This window comes from Neptunomonas japonica JAMM 1380, from assembly GCF_016592555.1.
Lineage (GTDB): Bacteria > Pseudomonadota > Gammaproteobacteria > Pseudomonadales > Balneatricaceae > Neptunomonas > Neptunomonas japonica_A.
The window spans coordinates 572,526-591,085 of the sequence record NZ_AP014546.1 but is presented as its reverse complement, the minus strand read 5'-3'; the positions used below and the strand labels follow the sequence as shown (position 1 = coordinate 591,085).

At 43.4% G+C, this 18,560-nt stretch carries 21 protein-coding genes; 10 read left to right on the top strand and 11 right to left on the bottom strand.

Features of this window, described 5'->3' with window-relative positions:
• Positions 1–6 precede the first annotated feature (6 nt).
• Both NEJAP_RS02700 and lnt read left to right on the top strand, forming a co-directional pair.
• A complete protein-coding gene (locus NEJAP_RS02700) occupies positions 7–840 on the top strand; it encodes an HlyC/CorC family transporter (RefSeq protein WP_201349181.1) in 834 nt (277 codons plus the stop codon).
• A 16-nt stretch (positions 841–856) separates the two neighbouring features.
• Complete coding sequence (lnt, locus tag NEJAP_RS02695; RefSeq protein WP_201349180.1) at positions 857–2,356, top strand: apolipoprotein N-acyltransferase; 1,500 nt, start codon at positions 857–859, stop codon at positions 2,354–2,356.
• Here the strand turns inward: lnt and NEJAP_RS02690 are convergent.
• From NEJAP_RS02690 to NEJAP_RS02665, 6 genes are all read right to left on the bottom strand, one after another.
• Complete coding sequence (locus tag NEJAP_RS02690; RefSeq protein WP_201349179.1) at positions 2,328–2,993, bottom strand: anthranilate synthase component II; 666 nt, start codon at positions 2,991–2,993, stop codon at positions 2,328–2,330. The genes lnt and NEJAP_RS02690 overlap by 29 nt on opposite strands.
• A 2-nt stretch (positions 2,994–2,995) precedes the next feature.
• The gene (locus tag NEJAP_RS02685; protein ID WP_419197841.1) at positions 2,996–4,387 is read right to left on the bottom strand and encodes an anthranilate synthase component I family protein; all 1,392 of its coding nucleotides are present in this window, start codon (positions 4,385–4,387) and stop codon (positions 2,996–2,998) included.
• Between the two features lie 32 nt (positions 4,388–4,419).
• Positions 4,420–4,662: a Trp family transcriptional regulator gene (locus NEJAP_RS02680; protein ID WP_201349177.1), complete on the bottom strand. Its 243-nt coding sequence runs from the start codon at positions 4,660–4,662 to the stop codon at positions 4,420–4,422.
• A 102-nt stretch (positions 4,663–4,764) separates the two neighbouring features.
• On the bottom strand, positions 4,765–5,328 hold the full coding sequence (locus NEJAP_RS02675; RefSeq protein WP_201349176.1) for a hypothetical protein: 564 nt from the start codon (positions 5,326–5,328) through the stop codon (positions 4,765–4,767).
• 93 nt (positions 5,329–5,421) lie between these two features.
• On the bottom strand, positions 5,422–5,793 hold the full coding sequence (locus NEJAP_RS02670; protein ID WP_201349175.1) for a hypothetical protein: 372 nt from the start codon (positions 5,791–5,793) through the stop codon (positions 5,422–5,424).
• Between the two features lie 29 nt (positions 5,794–5,822).
• Positions 5,823–6,539, bottom strand: a complete 717-nt coding sequence (locus tag NEJAP_RS02665) for an MOSC domain-containing protein (RefSeq protein WP_236591037.1) — start codon at positions 6,537–6,539, stop codon at positions 5,823–5,825.
• Between the two features lie 250 nt (positions 6,540–6,789).
• On the opposite strand from NEJAP_RS02665, the gene NEJAP_RS02660 reads away from it, so the two are divergent.
• The 4 genes from NEJAP_RS02660 (at position 6,790) to NEJAP_RS02645 (ending at position 10,670) form a co-directional block, all read left to right on the top strand.
• Positions 6,790–8,088, top strand: a complete 1,299-nt coding sequence (locus NEJAP_RS02660; RefSeq protein WP_201349174.1) for a DEAD/DEAH box helicase — start codon at positions 6,790–6,792, stop codon at positions 8,086–8,088.
• A 155-nt stretch (positions 8,089–8,243) separates the two neighbouring features.
• Positions 8,244–8,873, top strand: coding sequence for a PEP-CTERM sorting domain-containing protein (locus tag NEJAP_RS02655; RefSeq protein ID WP_201349173.1), 630 nt, complete (start codon positions 8,244–8,246; stop codon positions 8,871–8,873).
• A 180-nt stretch (positions 8,874–9,053) separates the two neighbouring features.
• Positions 9,054–10,157 carry a phosphoribosylaminoimidazolesuccinocarboxamide synthase gene (locus NEJAP_RS02650; protein ID WP_201349172.1) on the top strand — a complete coding sequence of 368 codons (1,104 nt, stop codon included), beginning with the start codon at positions 9,054–9,056 and terminating at the stop codon, positions 10,155–10,157.
• 33 nt (positions 10,158–10,190) lie between these two features.
• Positions 10,191–10,670: a DUF4124 domain-containing protein gene (locus tag NEJAP_RS02645; protein WP_201349171.1), complete on the top strand. Its 480-nt coding sequence runs from the start codon at positions 10,191–10,193 to the stop codon at positions 10,668–10,670.
• Between the two features lie 34 nt (positions 10,671–10,704).
• On the opposite strand, the gene NEJAP_RS02640 is transcribed toward NEJAP_RS02645, so the two are convergent.
• Complete coding sequence (locus tag NEJAP_RS02640) at positions 10,705–11,247, bottom strand: zinc ribbon-containing protein (protein WP_236591036.1); 543 nt, start codon at positions 11,245–11,247, stop codon at positions 10,705–10,707.
• 158 nt (positions 11,248–11,405) lie between these two features.
• Between NEJAP_RS02640 and leuS the strand changes: the two genes are divergently transcribed.
• From leuS to NEJAP_RS02620, 4 genes are all read left to right on the top strand, one after another.
• Positions 11,406–14,000, top strand: a complete 2,595-nt coding sequence (gene leuS / locus NEJAP_RS02635) for a leucine--tRNA ligase (RefSeq protein ID WP_201349170.1) — start codon at positions 11,406–11,408, stop codon at positions 13,998–14,000.
• A gap of 18 nt (positions 14,001–14,018) precedes the next feature.
• Entirely contained in the window at positions 14,019–14,519 is a 501-nt protein-coding gene (lptE, locus tag NEJAP_RS02630; protein ID WP_201349169.1) for an LPS assembly lipoprotein LptE, read from the top strand.
• A 17-nt stretch (positions 14,520–14,536) separates the two neighbouring features.
• Positions 14,537–15,565: a DNA polymerase III subunit delta gene (gene holA, locus NEJAP_RS02625; protein ID WP_201349168.1), complete on the top strand. Its 1,029-nt coding sequence runs from the start codon at positions 14,537–14,539 to the stop codon at positions 15,563–15,565.
• 66 nt (positions 15,566–15,631) lie between these two features.
• Complete coding sequence (locus tag NEJAP_RS02620; protein WP_201349167.1) at positions 15,632–15,982, top strand: c-type cytochrome; 351 nt, start codon at positions 15,632–15,634, stop codon at positions 15,980–15,982.
• A 21-nt stretch (positions 15,983–16,003) separates the two neighbouring features.
• On the opposite strand, the gene NEJAP_RS02615 is transcribed toward NEJAP_RS02620, so the two are convergent.
• The 4 genes from NEJAP_RS02615 to NEJAP_RS02600 form a co-directional block, all read right to left on the bottom strand.
• Positions 16,004–16,444, bottom strand: coding sequence for an OsmC family protein (locus NEJAP_RS02615; RefSeq protein WP_201349166.1), 441 nt, complete (start codon positions 16,442–16,444; stop codon positions 16,004–16,006).
• 166 nt (positions 16,445–16,610) lie between these two features.
• Positions 16,611–17,594: a lipoyl synthase gene (gene lipA / locus NEJAP_RS02610; protein ID WP_201349165.1), complete on the bottom strand. Its 984-nt coding sequence runs from the start codon at positions 17,592–17,594 to the stop codon at positions 16,611–16,613.
• A 1-nt stretch (position 17,595) separates the two neighbouring features.
• Positions 17,596–18,252, bottom strand: a complete 657-nt coding sequence (gene lipB / locus NEJAP_RS02605) for a lipoyl(octanoyl) transferase LipB (protein ID WP_201349164.1) — start codon at positions 18,250–18,252, stop codon at positions 17,596–17,598.
• A complete protein-coding gene (locus NEJAP_RS02600; protein ID WP_201349163.1) occupies positions 18,252–18,557 on the bottom strand; it encodes a YbeD family protein in 306 nt (101 codons plus the stop codon). The genes lipB and NEJAP_RS02600 overlap by 1 nt, the downstream gene beginning before the upstream one ends.
• Between the last annotated feature and the right edge of the window lie 3 nt (positions 18,558–18,560).

Here is an 18,560-nt window from a genome sequence, read left to right as displayed (position 1 = left end):
TTAGTTATGAGTGAAGATCGATCAGGACAACCACGAAGTTGGTTCGGGCGTTTTGCCCAGGCATTTTCTGATGAACCCAAAACACGTGATGAAGTATTAACCATTTTACGTGATGCAGCAGAAGAAAGTGTACTGGACCAAGAGGCCCTCAGCATCATTGAAGGCGCAATTCAAGTTGCCGAGATGCAAGTTCGAGATGTTATGATCCCACGCTCCCAAATGGTTGTGGTAGACGCAGAACTAACACCTAAAGAATTCCTTCCCCTTATCATTTCCAGCGCTCACTCCCGCTTCCCTGTTATCGGCGAGTCCCCTGATGAAGTCATCGGCGTATTATTAGCAAAAGATCTCTTGCCATTAATTATTGATGATGGCCAAGAAGAGTTCGATATTTACAACAAACTACGCAAAGCCACCTTCATTCCAGAAAGCAAGCGACTCAATATTCTATTGAAAGAGTTTCGCGCTAATCGCAATCATATGGCGATTGTAATTGATGAATATGGCGGCATAGCCGGTCTTGTCACCATCGAAGATGTTCTAGAACAGATCGTCGGTGAAATCGAAGATGAGCACGATGTCGACGAGGATGAAGGCAATATCCGTTTATTTGACGACAACGCTTATATTGTTAAGGCTTTGACTGAAATTGAAGACTTCAACGAGTACTTCAACACCAGCTTTCCTGATGATGAGTTCGATACCATTGGTGGCATTGTTACACATCGCTTTGGCCACCTCCCACGTAAAGATGAAGAGGTCTCGATACAAAACTTCACTTTCAAGGTATTGTCTTCAGACAACCGTCGCATCCGGCTGTTACAGGTAATACGCAAATAATAAAGTGTTATTAAGCATGCTAAAGTCTTTAACAAAATATCGCGCCTTTATCGCTCTTATCTGCGGCGCTCTAACACCGTTAGCGTTTTCACCTTTTGATTTTTGGGGATTGATTCTCATCATCCCCGGAATCTTATTCTTGCTGCTTCAAAACCTTACTCCGAAACAATCAGCATGGGTTAGCTGGTGCTTTGGCACCGGCTTTTTCGGTACAGGTATCTCTTGGGTATATGTCAGCATTCATACGTACGGTAATGCTCCAATCTGGCTTGCGTCCCTAATGACGCTGTCATTTGCAATGGGGCTAGCGCTAACTTTTGCTCTACAAGGCTGGTGTTATGCAAAATGGCTATCAAAATCCACACTATCCGGCGCTGGTTTTATTGGCTTATGGGTTATTTTTGAATGGATTCGCAGCTGGTTTCTTACCGGTTTCCCATGGCTGTATTTAGGGTACGCACTGATAGATTCACCGCTTAAATTTTGGGCCCCCATAGGCGGCGTTTGGCTTCTGTCGTTTGCGGTGCTGTGCATATCAATTGCCACAGTATCGTTGCTAACAACACGCCACGCTTCTCAACGCATCGCTCTCGCCGTTATTATCACACTGCCTTGTTTAGGCTTTTTTCTACCCAAGGAGTGGACGCAAGCAAGCGGGCATATCCAAGAGATAGACATAGTTCAAGCAAATATTCCTCAGCAGCTGAAATGGAATAAGAATTACCTACCCGAGTTCCTCAACATCTATAGCCAGATGACACTTAAACAAACCCAGGCACCGCTGATCATTTGGCCCGAGACAGCAATCCCGGCCCTGCTATCATCAGCAAAACCCTACCTGTCCGATCTGCTAACTCAACTAGAGCAAGACAATCGCGCACTTATCAGCGGCATACCTTCTATAGAGAGAGACACTGAACACCCTAACGGCTACCGCGCTCATAATAGTCTGGCATTATTGACGGGCAAAACAGATATATATCATAAGCAGCGACTGGTTCCTTTTGGGGAGTACGTACCAGTAGAAAATTATTTACGCGGCGTAATCGAGTTTTTCAATTTACCTATGTCGAGCTTTAGCTTGCCCGCACAACAACAAACAACACTTAACCTTAGCTCAAGCAAAATTGCCGCCGCAATCTGTTATGAAATAGCCTACCCAGAGCTTGTCAGAAAGCTATCGACAGACAGTGATTGGATTCTTACTGTCTCCAACGACACATGGTTCAGCCACTCCTTAGCACCAGCTCAACACATGCAAATTGCACGTATGCGCGCATTAGAAAATGGCCGATGGTTAGTCAGAAGTACCAACAATGGGCTAACTGCGATTGTCGACCCTTATGGTGAAATAGCAGCACAAGCACCGGCTTATCAGCCAGCAGTATTAACAGGAAGCGTTGAGAAAAGAAGCGGAGTAACACCCTATCAAAAGTACGGTGTCACTCCTGTGTTACTGCTCAGCTTATTACTGATAGTGGTGTGCTTTACTCGTCGGCAAAAAGGAAGTTCCTGATTAGCTCTTTACCACCTTCAGTAGCAAAAGACTCAGGATGGAACTGGATACCCGTGATAGGGTATTCACGGTGACGTACTGCCATCACTTCGAACTCTCCTCCTTGATGAATTTTTGTATAATCACCAAACTCATCTGCCGTAAGCTCCCCGACAATAGAGGTCAATTCTAAACACTCAGGAAAACTCTCAGCTTCCGCCATCAAAGAGTGATAACGCATCACTTCGAGCTGGTCAGGAATACCGCGAAATATTCCCTCTCCATTATGCGTAATAGGGCTAATTTTACCGTGCATCGGCACATGCGCTTTCACAACCTTACCACCAAACTGATGCACAATTCCCTGCATCCCTAAACACACACCAAGTAAAGGAATAGTTTTACCAAACTGAGAGATTACTTGAGCACACACACCAAAATAGTGCTCATCCTCTGGCGAACCCGGTCCCGGCGAGATAATGATACGATCCGGGTTAGCCGCCTGAATCTCGGCTAACGTGACTTGATCATTACGCTTCACCACAATCTCAAAGTTCTCAATTTGCCCCTTGGATTTTTCGGAGGTTAAAATTTCACCAATAAACTGATAAAGGTTATACGTAAAGGAGTCATAATTATCGATAATGTAAACTTTCATGCTCACGCCTCCTCCTTGATAAACTGGTCTAAGACTTTTTTAGTCCCTGCAAACTTACGACGAATCTCTTCATACTCATCTTCAGGGTTGGAGTCATACACATTTCCGCCACAAGTTTGTACATATGCCTCTTCACCATTAGCAAAAACGGTGCGAATAGGAATGGCAAAAGCACAGTCTCCATTAAAGGAAAAATGCCCAACAGCACCACCGTAGGGACCGCGACCATCTAATTCAAGATCATCGATCACTTTCATCGCTTCAATTTTTGGCGCACCGGTTAACGTACCTGCAGGAAAATTACTGGCCAGCGCAGAGAACATATCGTGTTCTTCAGCGATAATGCCAACAATCTCACTAGAAATATGCTGCACATGACTAAAGCGTTTAATATCCATCAAGCTACGCACTTTAACGGTGCCGAATTGCGCGACACGGCCAATATCATTTCGATGCAGATCCACAATCATATTGTGCTCTGCAATTTCTTTTGGATCGTTTAATAAGACACGTGCTAATGCGCGATCTTCATCTTCAGTTGCACCACGCTTGGCGGTACCCGCCAGCGGGAAGGTTTCCATCTCCCCTTGGCGTAAACGGAACAGCAGCTCAGGGCTAGCTCCAATTAACTTTTGCTCACCAAACTTAACGTAGTACATTTGCGGTGATGGGTTCACTTCACGCAGTTGCTCATAAATATTAATAGTGTCACCTTCCAGCTTGAAGCGTTTTTTAAAGCCAACTTCTGTCTGGAAAATTTTACCGTCAATAATATCTTGCTTAACTTTCATAACCGCTGAGGCGTGCTCAGCTTGCGTCATTGTCTCACCCATCGGAGTGATTTCCAGCTCGCCATTACCGACGTACTCTTGTGCAATCAATGACTCAACCAAATCTAAACGACTATCGGTATAGTAGAAATAGATCACCTCACCGGTCATCTTATCGAGTATCAAACCATCTTTATAAAGCCCGAACTTAAACGCCTCGAACATATCACTGCGCTGTAGGTTAAGCGTTGGCTCAAAGTAGTTCATACTGTCATAACCGATGTAACCGGTCAGACCACCCGCATACTTTCGGGATAAAACATTTTGTGGCACAAGTTCACGTAACAAATAATACGGATTATCGCTTTGGTACTGCGCGCACTGGCCATCACGCTCCTGAATGAAAAGGGTTTTCTCTTCTGCCCAGATGATTTTTTCCGGATCAAAACCAATAATCGAATGGCGAGAAATAAAGCTATCTTCACCTAACGATTCCAACATAAAGCAAGTCTCAAACTGCTTTTCTATTTTTTTAAATAGATCAAAAAAATCGCAGTCAGAAGCGATCGTTACATAATGCGGTTTTCTTGACAGATCAATACGATCAGGTTTGCGCGATGTCATATTCATTTAACCTTATTCACTAGCATTCATTCTTAATCGACTTTAAGCGCACGCGACCCACGCGTCACAGTCGCAATACCTACACCCAGCGTCTCAGCAATTTGGCGTTGCGGTATACCCTGTCCCAGCATCTTAAAGATCTGTAAACGTTTAGTGACCTCACTAAATTCAGCCGGGGTTAGCAGCGCACGTAATGCCTGCTCCATCTCATCTGGCGTTTTTAATACCAGCAGATGTTCCATTAATTCAAGAGTATATTGCTTATTTGTATTCATGTACTAGTATGCTAGTGCAATTAAAAAAAATGTCAATAGGTAAGCACCGTTACTTATCACGCCAGAGCAACAAGTAGCGCTAACCTTATAAGCTAGAATTGTCTAATTGCGGGTTATTGCTGAGTAATTCCTAATCGCCCTGAAAACACCGACCAACAGAAGCAAAAAAGCCAAAACAGTAAGCCAGGTCTTCAACTGTGTAAAAGCACTGGAAGCATTAACAAATTGTTGAGGAATATTAGGGTAGGCGTAAATCATTTGCAGAATGCTTATATTTTCTAAGTAATCAAAAAGCCCACCTAAAAACGGAACAATTGCAAAGTAGAAGACTCTAGAGTTAGGCGCATAACCTTTGCTAAAAACCCACGTGAGAAGCAACGCACTCGATATTGCCAAAAGCCCCGGAAAAATAAAATCGACAGGCAATTGAAGGTATAGGTATACATCTCGCCCCTGTACACCTAGCTCATCCAGCAATGAAACGGCGTACTCATACGAATACCCAGTAAAGGATAGGTCAAATAATACTTTTCCTGGCACAAAGTGCTCGACGGCGGGGAGTGACAAAAACCACATAACTGAAAAGGTAGCCATGGTGACTACCCATAAAAGTAATACAAGCTTCCCTGAAGCACTTACCCTCAATAGGTTAAGTAACTTTTGCATATAACATCCTTATTTTAGATAGCAAAGCCAACCAAGCATCCATGATTAACTCTCAAACCAGAAAGCTAGTCTTAACTATGAAAAGATAGCCTGTTAGTGAAGCGTGTATCCGTCTTCTGCTATTAACTTTCGGGCCTTATCCAGATCAAGCGCCTCAATAGGCTCAGCAAGATAATAAGGAAGAGCGACAGGCTTATCACTCAACTTAATAAGGTTCCCCTCTTCAAGCCTCTCTATTACCGAATGGATGGTCTCTTCAAGGTTAGCAGGTACTGAAGAGTAACGACTGCTTACGTAATCTAGCAACTCCTGAATTGAATGTGCTCCATCCGCTAACGAAACCACAAGGCCAAGCCATTCATCTAACGGCGTAACATTATCTAGCTGGTTAATGTCGACCAAGCCAATTTCATTATTTTTTTGAGTATAAATAGCAGTACGGTAAAAGTAATGTGAATTATTCATAAGAAAAACCTGTTTTATCTTTATTAAACTTAGAAAACATTTTGTTGCCCTGTCGCTTTGCTGTCTGCTCGCCCCAATAACCTAAAACTCCAGTTCTCTACTTCATGGTTTTCAAGGCGTTGTATTACCTTATCCATCCAACTCGCTGATAGTTTGCGTTGCAGTTTCAATTTTAGCAATCCATCCCTGTTCAATGGGTCACCAAAGAAAACCTCACATACTTCACGTATTGTCATCGCGTTTGACTCTCGATCCACCAGCACTAACGGCTGCTTTACACTCACGACACCTGGCTGAATAACTCGATATAACCAACCACAAAGACTTAGTTCCTGCATATCAACAGAAAAGCGCTCAATATTCCAACGCTGATTCAGCTTAAAACAGGGTGAGCGAGGCTGGCTAACTTCAATAATAGCCTCTCCCCATTGATAACGATCTCCCAAGCAGACGGTATCTTCTGTCATCCCTGCACAACTGAGGTTTTCACCCATGCCTGGAGCCTGCCACTGGTTATTGGTACCGTATTTATTTTCCCAGAACACGTAGTGCTCCAACGGATACTGATGCAAAGCTCGCTCAGCACCACCATGGTGTTTGTGATCAGCGCACTGATCACCCTCCAGCCCTTCACTAGAGAGATAAAGGTTTATTTTAATGACTGATTTATCAATAGCAGTTTCAAGCCCGTAGCGCTGAGCTACTGTCCCGCAATACACTTTATCGAGATAGTTTTGATTCTTCATATTGCCCTTTCTCATCTAGGTAACTGATACTGTTCGCCTTAAAAAATACTGTATATCAAAAAATAAAATAGCCACCCAATTTTATACAAAAACATTGATCACGCTTCACAATGACACGCCGTTTTTTATAAAAAGTTAAGATCTCTTCATAACGACAAAGCCTCTATAAAAAACGACACTCACAAGACAGATTTCCTTTATAATAGCCGCCCTGTATTTTGGCTGTGGCTGTGTCCACAAAGGATAGACAATGAAATTCTCCTCTTTAGATCTAGCACCTGAGTTACAACGCGCTCTGGATGCTTGTGGTTACAGCCAAATGACGCCTATCCAAGAGCAAGCGATCATTCCTGCTCGTCGCGGTAAAGATGTACTGGCAAATGCGCAAACGGGTACCGGCAAAACAGCCGCGTTTACGGTACCTATTTTACAGCAGATGATTGATCGTCCAGCAACAACACAGCCTGGCCATGTGCGAACCTTGATCTTAGCCCCCACGCGCGAGCTTGCTGAGCAGCTGACGAGCACTATTAAAGGTTATGCACAGTTTCTGCCATTTACTGTCAAAGGGATCTATGGGGGTGTAAGTACTGTATCGCAAAAGGGTAAGCTAAAAGCTGGGGTTGATATTTTGGTAGCAACACCCGGCCGTCTACTTGAGCATGTAGTGCAATGCAATATCAGCCTGACGCAAGTTGAGTTTGTCGTTCTAGATGAAGCCGACCGCATGCTGGACATGGGTTTTATCAGCGATGTGTACAAGCTGATCCAGCAGACATCGAAACAGCATCAAACACTAATGTTCTCTGCCACGGCCACGTCTACGGTAAACGAGTTGGCTAAAAAACTAATGTCACGTCACGAGACAATCCGTGCGGCGAAGCAAAATGCAACAGCCGATACAATCGAGCATGTAGTCTACCCAGTTGAAGAGCGCCGCAAAGCAGACTTATTTGTTGAGTTGATCAAAAAGCATAACTGGTTTCAAGTATTGGTCTTTACCAGCACAAAAGCCCAAGCCGATGAGTTAGTAGTCGATTTTAAAATGGACAAAATCTCTTACGTTGTTTGCCATGGCGATAAAACACAAGGGTCACGCAAACGAGCTTTAGCCGATTTTAAAGCCGGCAAAGTTCAAGTCATGATCGCAACCGAAGTTGCCGCGCGCGGTTTGGACATTAAAGGTCTTGAGTATGTTGTAAACTACAACCTTCCCTACCTAGCTGAAGATTACGTACATCGCATTGGTCGTACTGGTCGCGCAGGCGCTAAGGGCCATGCCATTTCTTTTGTTAGTCGAGAAGAGGAGCGTGCACTAGACGACATTGAGCGTTTAATAGGTTCTCGTATTCAACGAATCTATCAAAAAGGCTATGAAGTAGGCAGCCGAGACAACATTCGAAAGCAGCTCTCACAAAAAGCGCATAAGCCACGCACCAACAAAGCCAGCCAAACTAAAATTATTCGTAATAAAGTGACGACAGCAAAAGTAACGGGCAAAGCGAAACAAAAGCAAAAGCAAAAGCAAAAGCAAAAGCAAAAGAAGTAGCGACTCAAAAAAGAGACAAAAACGTCAGATTTTCTTACAGTCTCTTTTTAGAGACGTTTTGTTATTTAATAAAATCATAAATATCAATAACTTATAAAACTGGCACTGGATTTGCTTTACATTTGAAAATCAATTTATCAACGTAAGGCGACAGAATGAAATACCTAGCAATTGCTTTTATCAGCTTATTCACTCTAAAAGCTCAAGCAGCACTAATTACAACATTTACTAATCAGGCATCTTTTTTGTCGGCTGCAGGCTCAACGTCGTCTTATAATTTTGATGCCAATTCAATTAGCGGGTTCTCAAACCAAGATTTCGGGGATTTTTCAGTCGTAGCTACTGGCTCTGGTATTAGACTTTCTGTTCTTAGTGGCGGCTCATCAAGCACCTTCTCTAGCAACCATTTAGACTTCTATACTGATTGCTGCAATATCCCAGATACTATGACTATTACCTTTGATAATGGTCTTTTAGCATTTGGTTTTGACTTTTCTAATGAAGACCCTACCTCTGATTACACTGTACTTACTGTTGATGGACAGTCGTTCAACGTAGGCACTTCAGGAACATCTGGTTTCTTTGGCCTAGTAACAGATACGGCTTTAAGCTCTTTTGTTTTCCAGGACGACCCTAGCAACGGCGGTGCAAATACATCTACTAAATTTGATAACTTTCTATTTGCATCTAACAGCAACGATGTACCAGAACCAGCTACTTTGCTTTTATTCGGCTTAGGTTTAGTTGGCCTGCGCTTCTCAAACATCAAACGTAAAGCTGTTTAATCATCACCTAACAGTAACTTCCAAATGCCCTAGCTTGCACTAGGGCATTTTTATATCTACTAAGCACCTCCCTCTTCTTACGTAAAAATCGTGTCTCATATTTTCTAATCTGATAAAATCCCCGCCTAAACCTATTCTATGAAATCTATACAATCCATCCTAAACAGGACAGCGTAACTCATGAGTCTTGCCGATAAAGTGCTAGCAGTTAATAACGATCTGCCGATTCGTACCGATAGCCCCGTCCACAGCGGTAAAGTACGCTCGGTTTACTGGCTAACCGAAGCTGATAGCCGACGCCTTATCGAAGAAAAAGGCTACGATGTTGCCGCCGATGCTCCGCTAGCCATTATGGTTATCAGTGACCGTATTTCTGCTTTTGACTGCATCTGGCATGGCGAAGGCGGTATGCATGGGGTACCTGGAAAAGGCGCTGCACTTAACGCCATATCTAACCACTGGTTTAAGCTATTCCATGATAACGGTTTAGCCGATAGCCATATTTTAGATATCCCACATCCATTTGTGTGGATCGTACAAAAAGCCAAGCCGGTAATGATTGAAGCTATTTGTCGTCAATACATTACCGGCTCTATGTGGCGCTCTTACTCTAAAGGCGAACGTGAGTTCTGTGGCATTCAGTTACCCGACGGTTTGAAAAAAGACCAAAAACTTCCCGAAATTCTGATCACGCCCTCAACGAAAGGTATTCTCAAAGGGATTCCAGGCGTACCAGAAGCAGATGATGTAAACATCACCCGCCAAAATTTAGAAGATAACTTTGCTGCTTTTAACCTGCGTAGCCAAGATGACATAAAGCAATACGAGAAACTATTGAAAGAAGGTTTTGGCGTTATTAGTGATGCCTTAGCAGCCTTGGGACAAATATTTGTCGATACTAAATTTGAATTTGGCTATGTCACTGATGCCGCTGGCAACGAGAAGCTAATTTATATGGATGAAGTCGGCACACCCGACTCTTCACGTATTTGGGATGAAGCGTCTTATAACAATGGTCACATTGTTGAAAACTCCAAAGAAGGCTTCCGCCAATGGTTATTAAACCACTTTCCTGATCCAGACATTCTACTTAACAAAGAGCGCATGCCTGAGCGAGAAGCACTAGCACGCGATAATTCATTACCTGAGGCGGTGATGATGGACATTTCTGCAACCTATATAGGTATTGCAGAGAAAGTAACTGGCAAAAAATTGATACTTTCTGACACCCCTAAAGCAGATATTATTGATATTTTGCGTAATCAATACGATCTTATAGATTAGACATATATTTCTAATCCAAAATTGAGACGACCGATGCCGCACAACATTCTACCTTTTATCATCGCCTTGCTACTTACAAGCCCAATAGCAAACGCGGAAATATATAAATGGAAAGATGAAAACGGCAAGCTTCACTACTCCAGCACGCCACGCGTGCTGGCTCCTCATATTGAAGAAGTAAAGCTACAAAAGCTACCAGTAGATCGTGCCAATGCTAATAGGCAAGAGCGCTTACTCAATCAGAAAAAACGAGATATACGTCGCGTAGAACAAGATAAACAAAACGAAATACGAAAAGAAAAACATATACAGGCTGAGCAAAAAGCCATGCTCAAGCAAGAAGCGCGCGATAAAGATATGTGTGAAAAATACAAGCAACGTTACACAAAATACAAAAACAATGGTGTTAAAGGTATTAACTTGGCTACCGGCAAAAAGCAAAAGTTAAAAGGCGCTGCTGCACGCAACGCCATTCAAGATGCGAAAGAAAATGTAGAACTCTTCTGCAAATAGATAGTTATTCGCCCGTTAGTATCCAGCAGCTAGCTTACTGATTCCACGGACTAGATATGCGTTTAAAGTGCTCTGAACCGCACGTCTCACACGGCTGAATCAGGCTAGTTTGCCTAAGTTGCAGCTGCTTCTTACATTTCTGGCATTGAAACGTACCTACAGCAGCAATCTCCCCTGCCATATACTCATCATTCTCATTGGCTAGCTGCTCTCTTAACCTTTCCTGCTCAACCCTAGTCTGGTCAGCAAGAGCAACTAGCTTTTTCACTAGCGTGCTTTCAAGAATATTCAAGTCAAAATGTAACCAGGCAGCAATTCCCTCACCTGTTTCATGCGCATAATAACCCAACTGTTTGAGGTCTCGCTTTACATAAGCACTGAGCAGGTCCATCTCATCTCGTGTCATCTCTTCAGCAGTTAGCTCCAATTCTACCGCTTCTTCTATTTTTTCTTGTAGGTAATCCCACGAACGATGTTCGGCGCTTTCTAACGTGTCGGCTAAACGATCCAAAACACGATTATATAAACTTGACACGTCCTGTTTATTTTCTGGCATTTTTTTTGATTTATTATCCATTTTCAACTCCGGCCTGACATAATTTTACGACCTATACTGCTGTTGATAGCAGGGCTTATATTGTATGCTATGCAGCATACTATAAACTTTCCAGTAGACTCTTTAACCGGCATCAATATAAGCCGGTTTATTGCTTGAGATTCCGACACGATACCATTATGAACGATCAATACGAACCGCAAGAGATTGAAACCCAGACTCAACAGTACTGGGAAGATAACAATAGTTTCCTATGCACAGAAGATACTAGCAAAGAGAAGTTTTACTGCCTTTCTATGTTCCCTTACCCCAGCGGTCGCCTTCATATGGGCCACGTTCGTAATTACACTATCGGTGATGTAATCTCCCGTTACCAGCGAATGCAGGGAAAAAACGTACTACAACCTATGGGATGGGATGCATTTGGTCTACCGGCTGAAAACGCCGCTATGAACAATAATGTACCTCCTGCTAAGTGGACATACGAAAACGTAAGCTACATGCGCGACCAGCTAAAGCTAATGGGCTTTGGATACGATTGGAATCGCGAGCTCGCTACTTGTCATCCCGAATACTACCGTTGGGAGCAGTGGTTCTTCACTCGCCTGATGGAAAAAGGTCTTGTTTACAAAAAAGAAGCTGAAGTGAACTGGGACCCAGTTGACATGACAGTACTCGCTAACGAACAAGTCATCGACGGCCGTGGATGGCGCTCTGGCGCACTTGTTGAGCGAAAAAAAATCCCTCAGTGGTTCCTTAAAATCACTGACTACGCAGACCAACTTGTTGACGACTTAGACAAACTAACAGATTGGCCTGAACAGGTTATTACGCAACAACGAAACTGGATTGGACGCTCTCAAGGTGTTGAGCTCAAATTCCACGTGGAAGATGGTTCAGACTTAGAAGTTTTTACTACTCGTCCAGATACACTGATGGGGGTGACTTACGTTGCAGTTGCCGCTCAGCATCCTTTAGCACTTAAAGCTGCCGAGTCCAACCCAGAGCTTGCCCAGTTCATTGATGAATGCAAAAACATCAAAATGGCTGAAGCTGACATGGCCACCATGGAAAAACGCGGTATGGCGCTTGGTATTAAAGCAACACACCCGCTTACCGGCGAGCAAGTGCCGGTATGGACAGCAAACTTTGTCTTGATGGATTATGGCTCTGGTGCCGTTATGGCAGTGCCTGCTCACGACCAACGAGACTGGGAATTTGCTAAGAAATATGGATTACAGATAAAACAGGTTATCGACTCAACAAATAGCGATGTACAAGTCGATATCGAAAAAGAAGCCTTTACCGACAAAGGTATCTTGGTCAACTCCGGTGACTTTAATGACCTTGAATATGACCTAGCCTTTAAAGCTATTTCGTCTGAGCTTGAGCGTCAACGCAAAGGGCAGATAACTATCAACTACCGACTACGCGACTGGGGCGTTTCTCGTCAGCGTTATTGGGGTACGCCAATTCCAGTTATTAACTGCGCAAACTGTGGTGCGTTACCAGTACCAGAAGACCAGTTACCCGTGGTATTACCGGAAAATGTTGAGTTTGATGGCAGCGGCTCGCCTATCAAAAAGATGGACAGTTTCATTAACACAACCTGCCCTTCGTGTGGTGGTGCTGCCGAGCGTGAAACAGATACATTCGATACCTTTATGGAATCAAGCTGGTACTACGCTCGCTATGCAAGTCGCTCGACTGATAACGCCATGCTTGACCCAGAGAAAGCCAATTACTGGCTGCCTGTAGACCAATATATTGGTGGTATTGAGCACGCTATTTTACATCTATTGTATTCTCGCTTTTTCCATAAGCTGATGCGTGATGAAGGACTAATCAATTCTGATGAGCCATTCACACGCTTGCTTTGTCAGGGCATGGTATTAGCTAACACTTACTACCGCGAAGATGAAAAAGGCGGCAAGGTTTGGATAGCTCCAACTGATGTTGTCACTGAAACAGACGAAAAGGGCCGCATTATTAGCGCCACCCATAAGGATGACGGAAAAGCCGTTATGCAAGCGGGTGTCACTAAAATGTCTAAGTCAAAAAATAATGGTATTGACCCACAAGTCATGATCGATAAATACGGTGCCGATACCGTACGTTTATTTATGATGTTTGCCGCCCCTCCTGAGCAATCTTTAGAATGGTCAGATACAGGTGTTGAAGGGGCAAATCGCTTCCTACGTCGCTTATGGAAACATGTACATGATCACTTACTAGATGGGCAAAGCGTTGTAGAACTGGATACAACCGCACTTACTGAACCGCAAAAAGAATTGCGCCGTAAAGTGCACGAAACCATCAAGAAAGTATCTGATGACATTGAACGTCGCCAAACATTTAATACCGCCATTGCCGCAGTAATGGAGCTATTAAACAGTATCACTAAATTTGTTGATGCTAGCGATCAAGGCCGTGCAGTTATGCGTGAAGCACTACAAACAGCTATACAGTTGTTGTCACCTATCGTGCCGCACATCACACATAAGTTGTGGAGCGAACTAGGCCATACAACAGACCTACTCAATTCGCCTTGGCCTACTTTTGATGAGACAGCCTTGATACGCTCATCTATTCAGATGGTAGTACAGGTGAACGGCAAAGTGCGCGCAAAAATGGAAGTCTCTGCAGATGCGGACCAAGACACTATTTTGCACACAGCACTGGCACTTGAGAATGTTCAGAAGTTCATGGTGGATAAAGCCATTCGTAAAAAGATTGTTGTTCCCGGAAAACTGGTCAACATAGTTGTAGGTTAAAAAGGAGTTTCCAAACAGATGACCAGTTACCGTTTTTTATGCAAGTTTATGTGCCTTATGCTGGCTACTCTTCTAATATCAGGTTGCGGCTTTAAGTTACGCGGCTCTGCAGATATTCCGGAGTCATCCAGATTAGTGACATTAATGTTAAAAAGCGGCACTCCGACAGCGTTTGAACAAGCACTTAAGCGCACACTCGACCAGCAGGGTATCGCCCTGCTGGGTACTGCACCTTACCAACTAGACATCAAGAAAGTTAAAGAGAATCGCCGCTCAATCACATTAGACCGTAAAGCGAATGTTGATGAATATGAGCTTCTGATGCTAGTGAAATTTGAAGTACTAAACACTGAAGGCAAATCTATCTCTGGCCCCCTAGTTGCTCGCATTGAACGCATTTATGACTATGATGCAGATGCCGCTACTGCCAGCTATACACTCGAAAAAGAAATTCGATTTGAAATGTGGCAATCGCTTTCTGAACGTGTAGTACGTCAATTCGTTGCACAAACACGCTAACGCAACGAGGTAGCTATATGAAACTTTCTGTCGAACAGCTTACAGGGCATTTGCAACAACCACATGCTCCTGTCTACCTGATATCAGGAGACGAGCCGCTGATCAGTGCTGAGTGCTGCGATCAATTACGCAGCGCATTTCGCCAAAAAGGCTTTAGCGAGCGTGAAGTATTACATGTTGAGGGGCAGTTCAAATGGGAATACTTACTGGAATGCGCTAATGCCCTCTCCCTTTTTGCTGAGCAGAAACTCATCGAAATCCGGCTCGGCAGCCATAAAGTTAATAAAGCTGCCAGCGATATTATTCAGGAGTATATCGCTCATGCTCCTCCTGAAAACATCCTGCTAATTATTGCTGACAAACTGGATGCTGGTGCAAAAAAATCCGCATGGCATAAAGCAATTGAGCAAAAAGGCGTCTGTGTAGAAATCTGGCCCGTTGAAATAAATCAACTCCCCGGATGGATAAGGCACCGTGCTAACAGTAAAAAAATGCAGCTTGATGATAGCGCGGTACAGTTACTTTGTGATCGTGTCGAAGGTAACCTATTAGCTGCAAAACAAGAACTCGACAAGCTTCATCTGCTCCACCCCGAAGGGGTCTTAACAGCTGAACAAATAGTCGATGCCGTATCTGACAACTCACGCTACGATGTTTATGGTCTTATGGATACCATAGCTTTAGGGCAAAGTGAGCGATGTATCAAAATTCTAAACGTATTGCGCCAAGAAGGAGTTGAGCCTCCTATTGTTTTGTGGGCATTAACGAGAGAAATCAGAACGTTATATGCGATTAGCCAAGGCTTGGAACGCGGTTTAGCTTATGACACTATTTGCCAAAAAGAGCGTATTTGGGGTAAAAGAAAACAGGCTCTACACCGTTGCGCTAAGCGGCTGAGCTTAACCACATTAGAAAACCTTTTAAAAACTAGCCAACAGCTAGACAAGGTTATAAAAGGTATGGCTACAGGCTCTCCTTGGTTAATGTTATCGGATATTACGATTACACTATCCGGCACACGCCTTCAACTCACCTCGCTTCCCTAACGCTCTACTTTTAAGTAGCGAATAAACTATACTGACATACAGCACCTCAACAAGCCGGAACCATCATTGAAGAACTTTGCTGCTCAGGTCTATTCTCTGCTCCTTTCAAGCCTTATTTTATCGGGCTGCGCTGAAGAAAACCCTTTGCAACTAAAACAAGGCGATCAACTCTACAGCTACTATTGTATGCAATGCCATATTAAAAATGGCGTTGGTGCCATGTATGAGTACTTACCTGAAAACCGTGAGAAAATGACTAGCTATGAAATTGTTCTAATGATTAAACATGGCTACAGCATGGGGCATCAAATGCCGGTATTCACTCAATTATCCGATAAGCAAGCAGACGCAATTGCAAAGTATGTAGTAAAAATCCAGAAAAACCCAAAGAATCCGAGAAATAATAGGTCAGAGTAAGCAACTCCGACCTAACACACTTTATTCGGCTAGCGTATGCACTACCTCAGTCGCCAGTTTAATATTGTCATGCAACGGGCAACGATCACAGACCTCATCAAGAAAAGCTTGTTTTTCAGCTGATGATAATTCTGCTTCAATCTCTGCAGTAACACGCACCACCTGAAAACCAGAACGGTTATCTGTTTGCTTCCCTAATAAGCCTGCTGGGTCATAATCAGCCTCTACAGACACTGAAAAGCTATGTAGATCAATCTTTTGCTGTTTAGCTGCAATGCGCCCAATAGTTGCAACACACCCAGCCAAAGAAAAAAGAAAATACTCTAGAGGAGTTGGGCCTTCATCAGTACCGCCACCTGCAGCGGGCTGATCAATAATAACTTTGTGACCACGTATATCAGATTGAACACGAAAAGAGTCACCCATTTGAGCTTCAACACGAACTGTTTTAGTAACAGACATAACACCTCCACATAAGAATTTACTAATATAATTATATCAGTAAATACCACTATAGAAAGTGCTTCATTTTGGTTTATTAGAGGAGCAGAAAAATTGAGTAAAAAACAGATACTACTTAGCAGTACCTGTTATATGTTCATGGCTACAGACGATTGAATCGACTGCTTTAACCGACCTTTTCACCCTGGGCTTGCAAGTCTGCATGATAAGAAGAGCGAACTAATGGGCCACTAGCAACATGGCTAAAGCCTAACTCCTTGGCTACACGCGCAAACTCATCAAACTCTTCTGGCGTCACAAAACGATCTACCGGCAAGTGATTACGGCTCGGCTGCAAGTACTGACCAATTGTCAGCATATTGACATTATGAGCACGCAGATCTTTTAAGACCTCAATAATCTCGTCATTGGTTTCACCTACACCGACCATCAACCCAGATTTAGTACGAATGTCAGGGCACTTTTCTTTAAAACCCTTCAATAGATCAAGCGACCACTGATAGTCTGCACCAGGACGCACTTTACGGTACAAGCGAGGCACTGTTTCAAGATTGTGGTTAAATACATCAGGAGGTGTCTGACTAAGAATATCCAATGCCACTTCCATACGACCACGAAAGTCAGGCACTAATGTTTCTACTTGAATAGTTGTCGAGCGCTGGCGGGTTTCAGAAATACAGTTTGCAATATGTTGAGCACCACCATCACGTAGATCATCACGATCTACAGATGTGATAACTACATAGCGCAATCCCATATCTGTAATAGCTTCTGCTAACTCTCTAGGTTCGTTTTCGGCCAAAGCATTTGGGCGGCCGTGCGCAACATCACAAAATGGGCAGCGTCGCGTGCAAATATCACCCATGACCATAAAAGTAGCGGTGCCATTCGTGAAACACTCACCAAGGTTCGGGCAACTAGCTTCTTCACAAACTGAAGATAGTTTATGGTGACGCAGCTTTTCTTTAATTCTTTGAACTTCCTTGCTCGACCCCATGCGAACGCGTAACCATGAAGGCTTACGAAGCATTTCATCCTTTTCTGTCGGGATTACTTTGATAGGGATACGTGCCATTTTTTCAGCACCACGTAATTTAACACCCTGTTCCACCTTCACTACTGAAGAGGCTTTATCGGAACTGTTCGCCATTTTATTGTGAGTCCAAGGAAGTTTGATGTGATATGAAATTATAACCTATTTCTTTAGTCAAGTAATTCACAAGCCATTGGGTTGCTTGATGCGGATCGGCATCAGCGACTAAAGAGCATAGTTGTGTCATTTGCATGCCAGCATAGCCGCACGGGTTAATTCTTAAAAAGGGCTCCAAATCCATATTCAGATTTAAAGCAAGACCATGAAATGTGCAACCACGTCGAACACGTAAGCCAAGCGAGGCTATTTTTGCTTGATTAACATAAACACCTGGTGCATCCGCTTTTGCATAAGCTTCTACACCAAAGTGCTGCAATGTTTTGATGACGCCTACTTCCATAAGAGTCACAACATCACGCACACCGAGCTTATTTCTGCGAAGATCTAACAGCAGATAAATAACTAACTGCCCAGGACCATGGTAAGTGACTTGGCCGCCTCTATCGACTTTCACTACAGGGATATCACCTGTAACGAGCAGATGCTCCTCTTTACCAGCCTGACCTTGTGTAAATACTGGCTCATGCTGAAGAACCCATATCTCATCATACGTTTCTGAATCTCGCTGATCAGTAAAAGCCTGCATCTTTTGCCATATAGGCTCATATGGCTGAATACCGAGATCACGAATAACTAACTTATTATCGCTACTCATCAGATCACTATATGCACGCGATCTGAAGCAATTAATTCTTCGTGTAAGCTTTTAAGTTGCCCTTCCCCTGTCGCCGTAATAAACATTCTGATCGACCGGAATGTTCCTTTTTTACTATCTTGAATAGTAATTCGGCTTTCGTCCAAATCGGGCACATGGACCCTCATTACTTCAACGACAAACGACTGAAAATCATCGGCATTTTTACCAACGACTTTAATCGGGTAATCCGGACAAGGAAATTCAATTTTTGGAGGTTGTGCTTGTGTTGCTGCTTGTACTTTTGGTGACTGCTCTTGACTCATAAA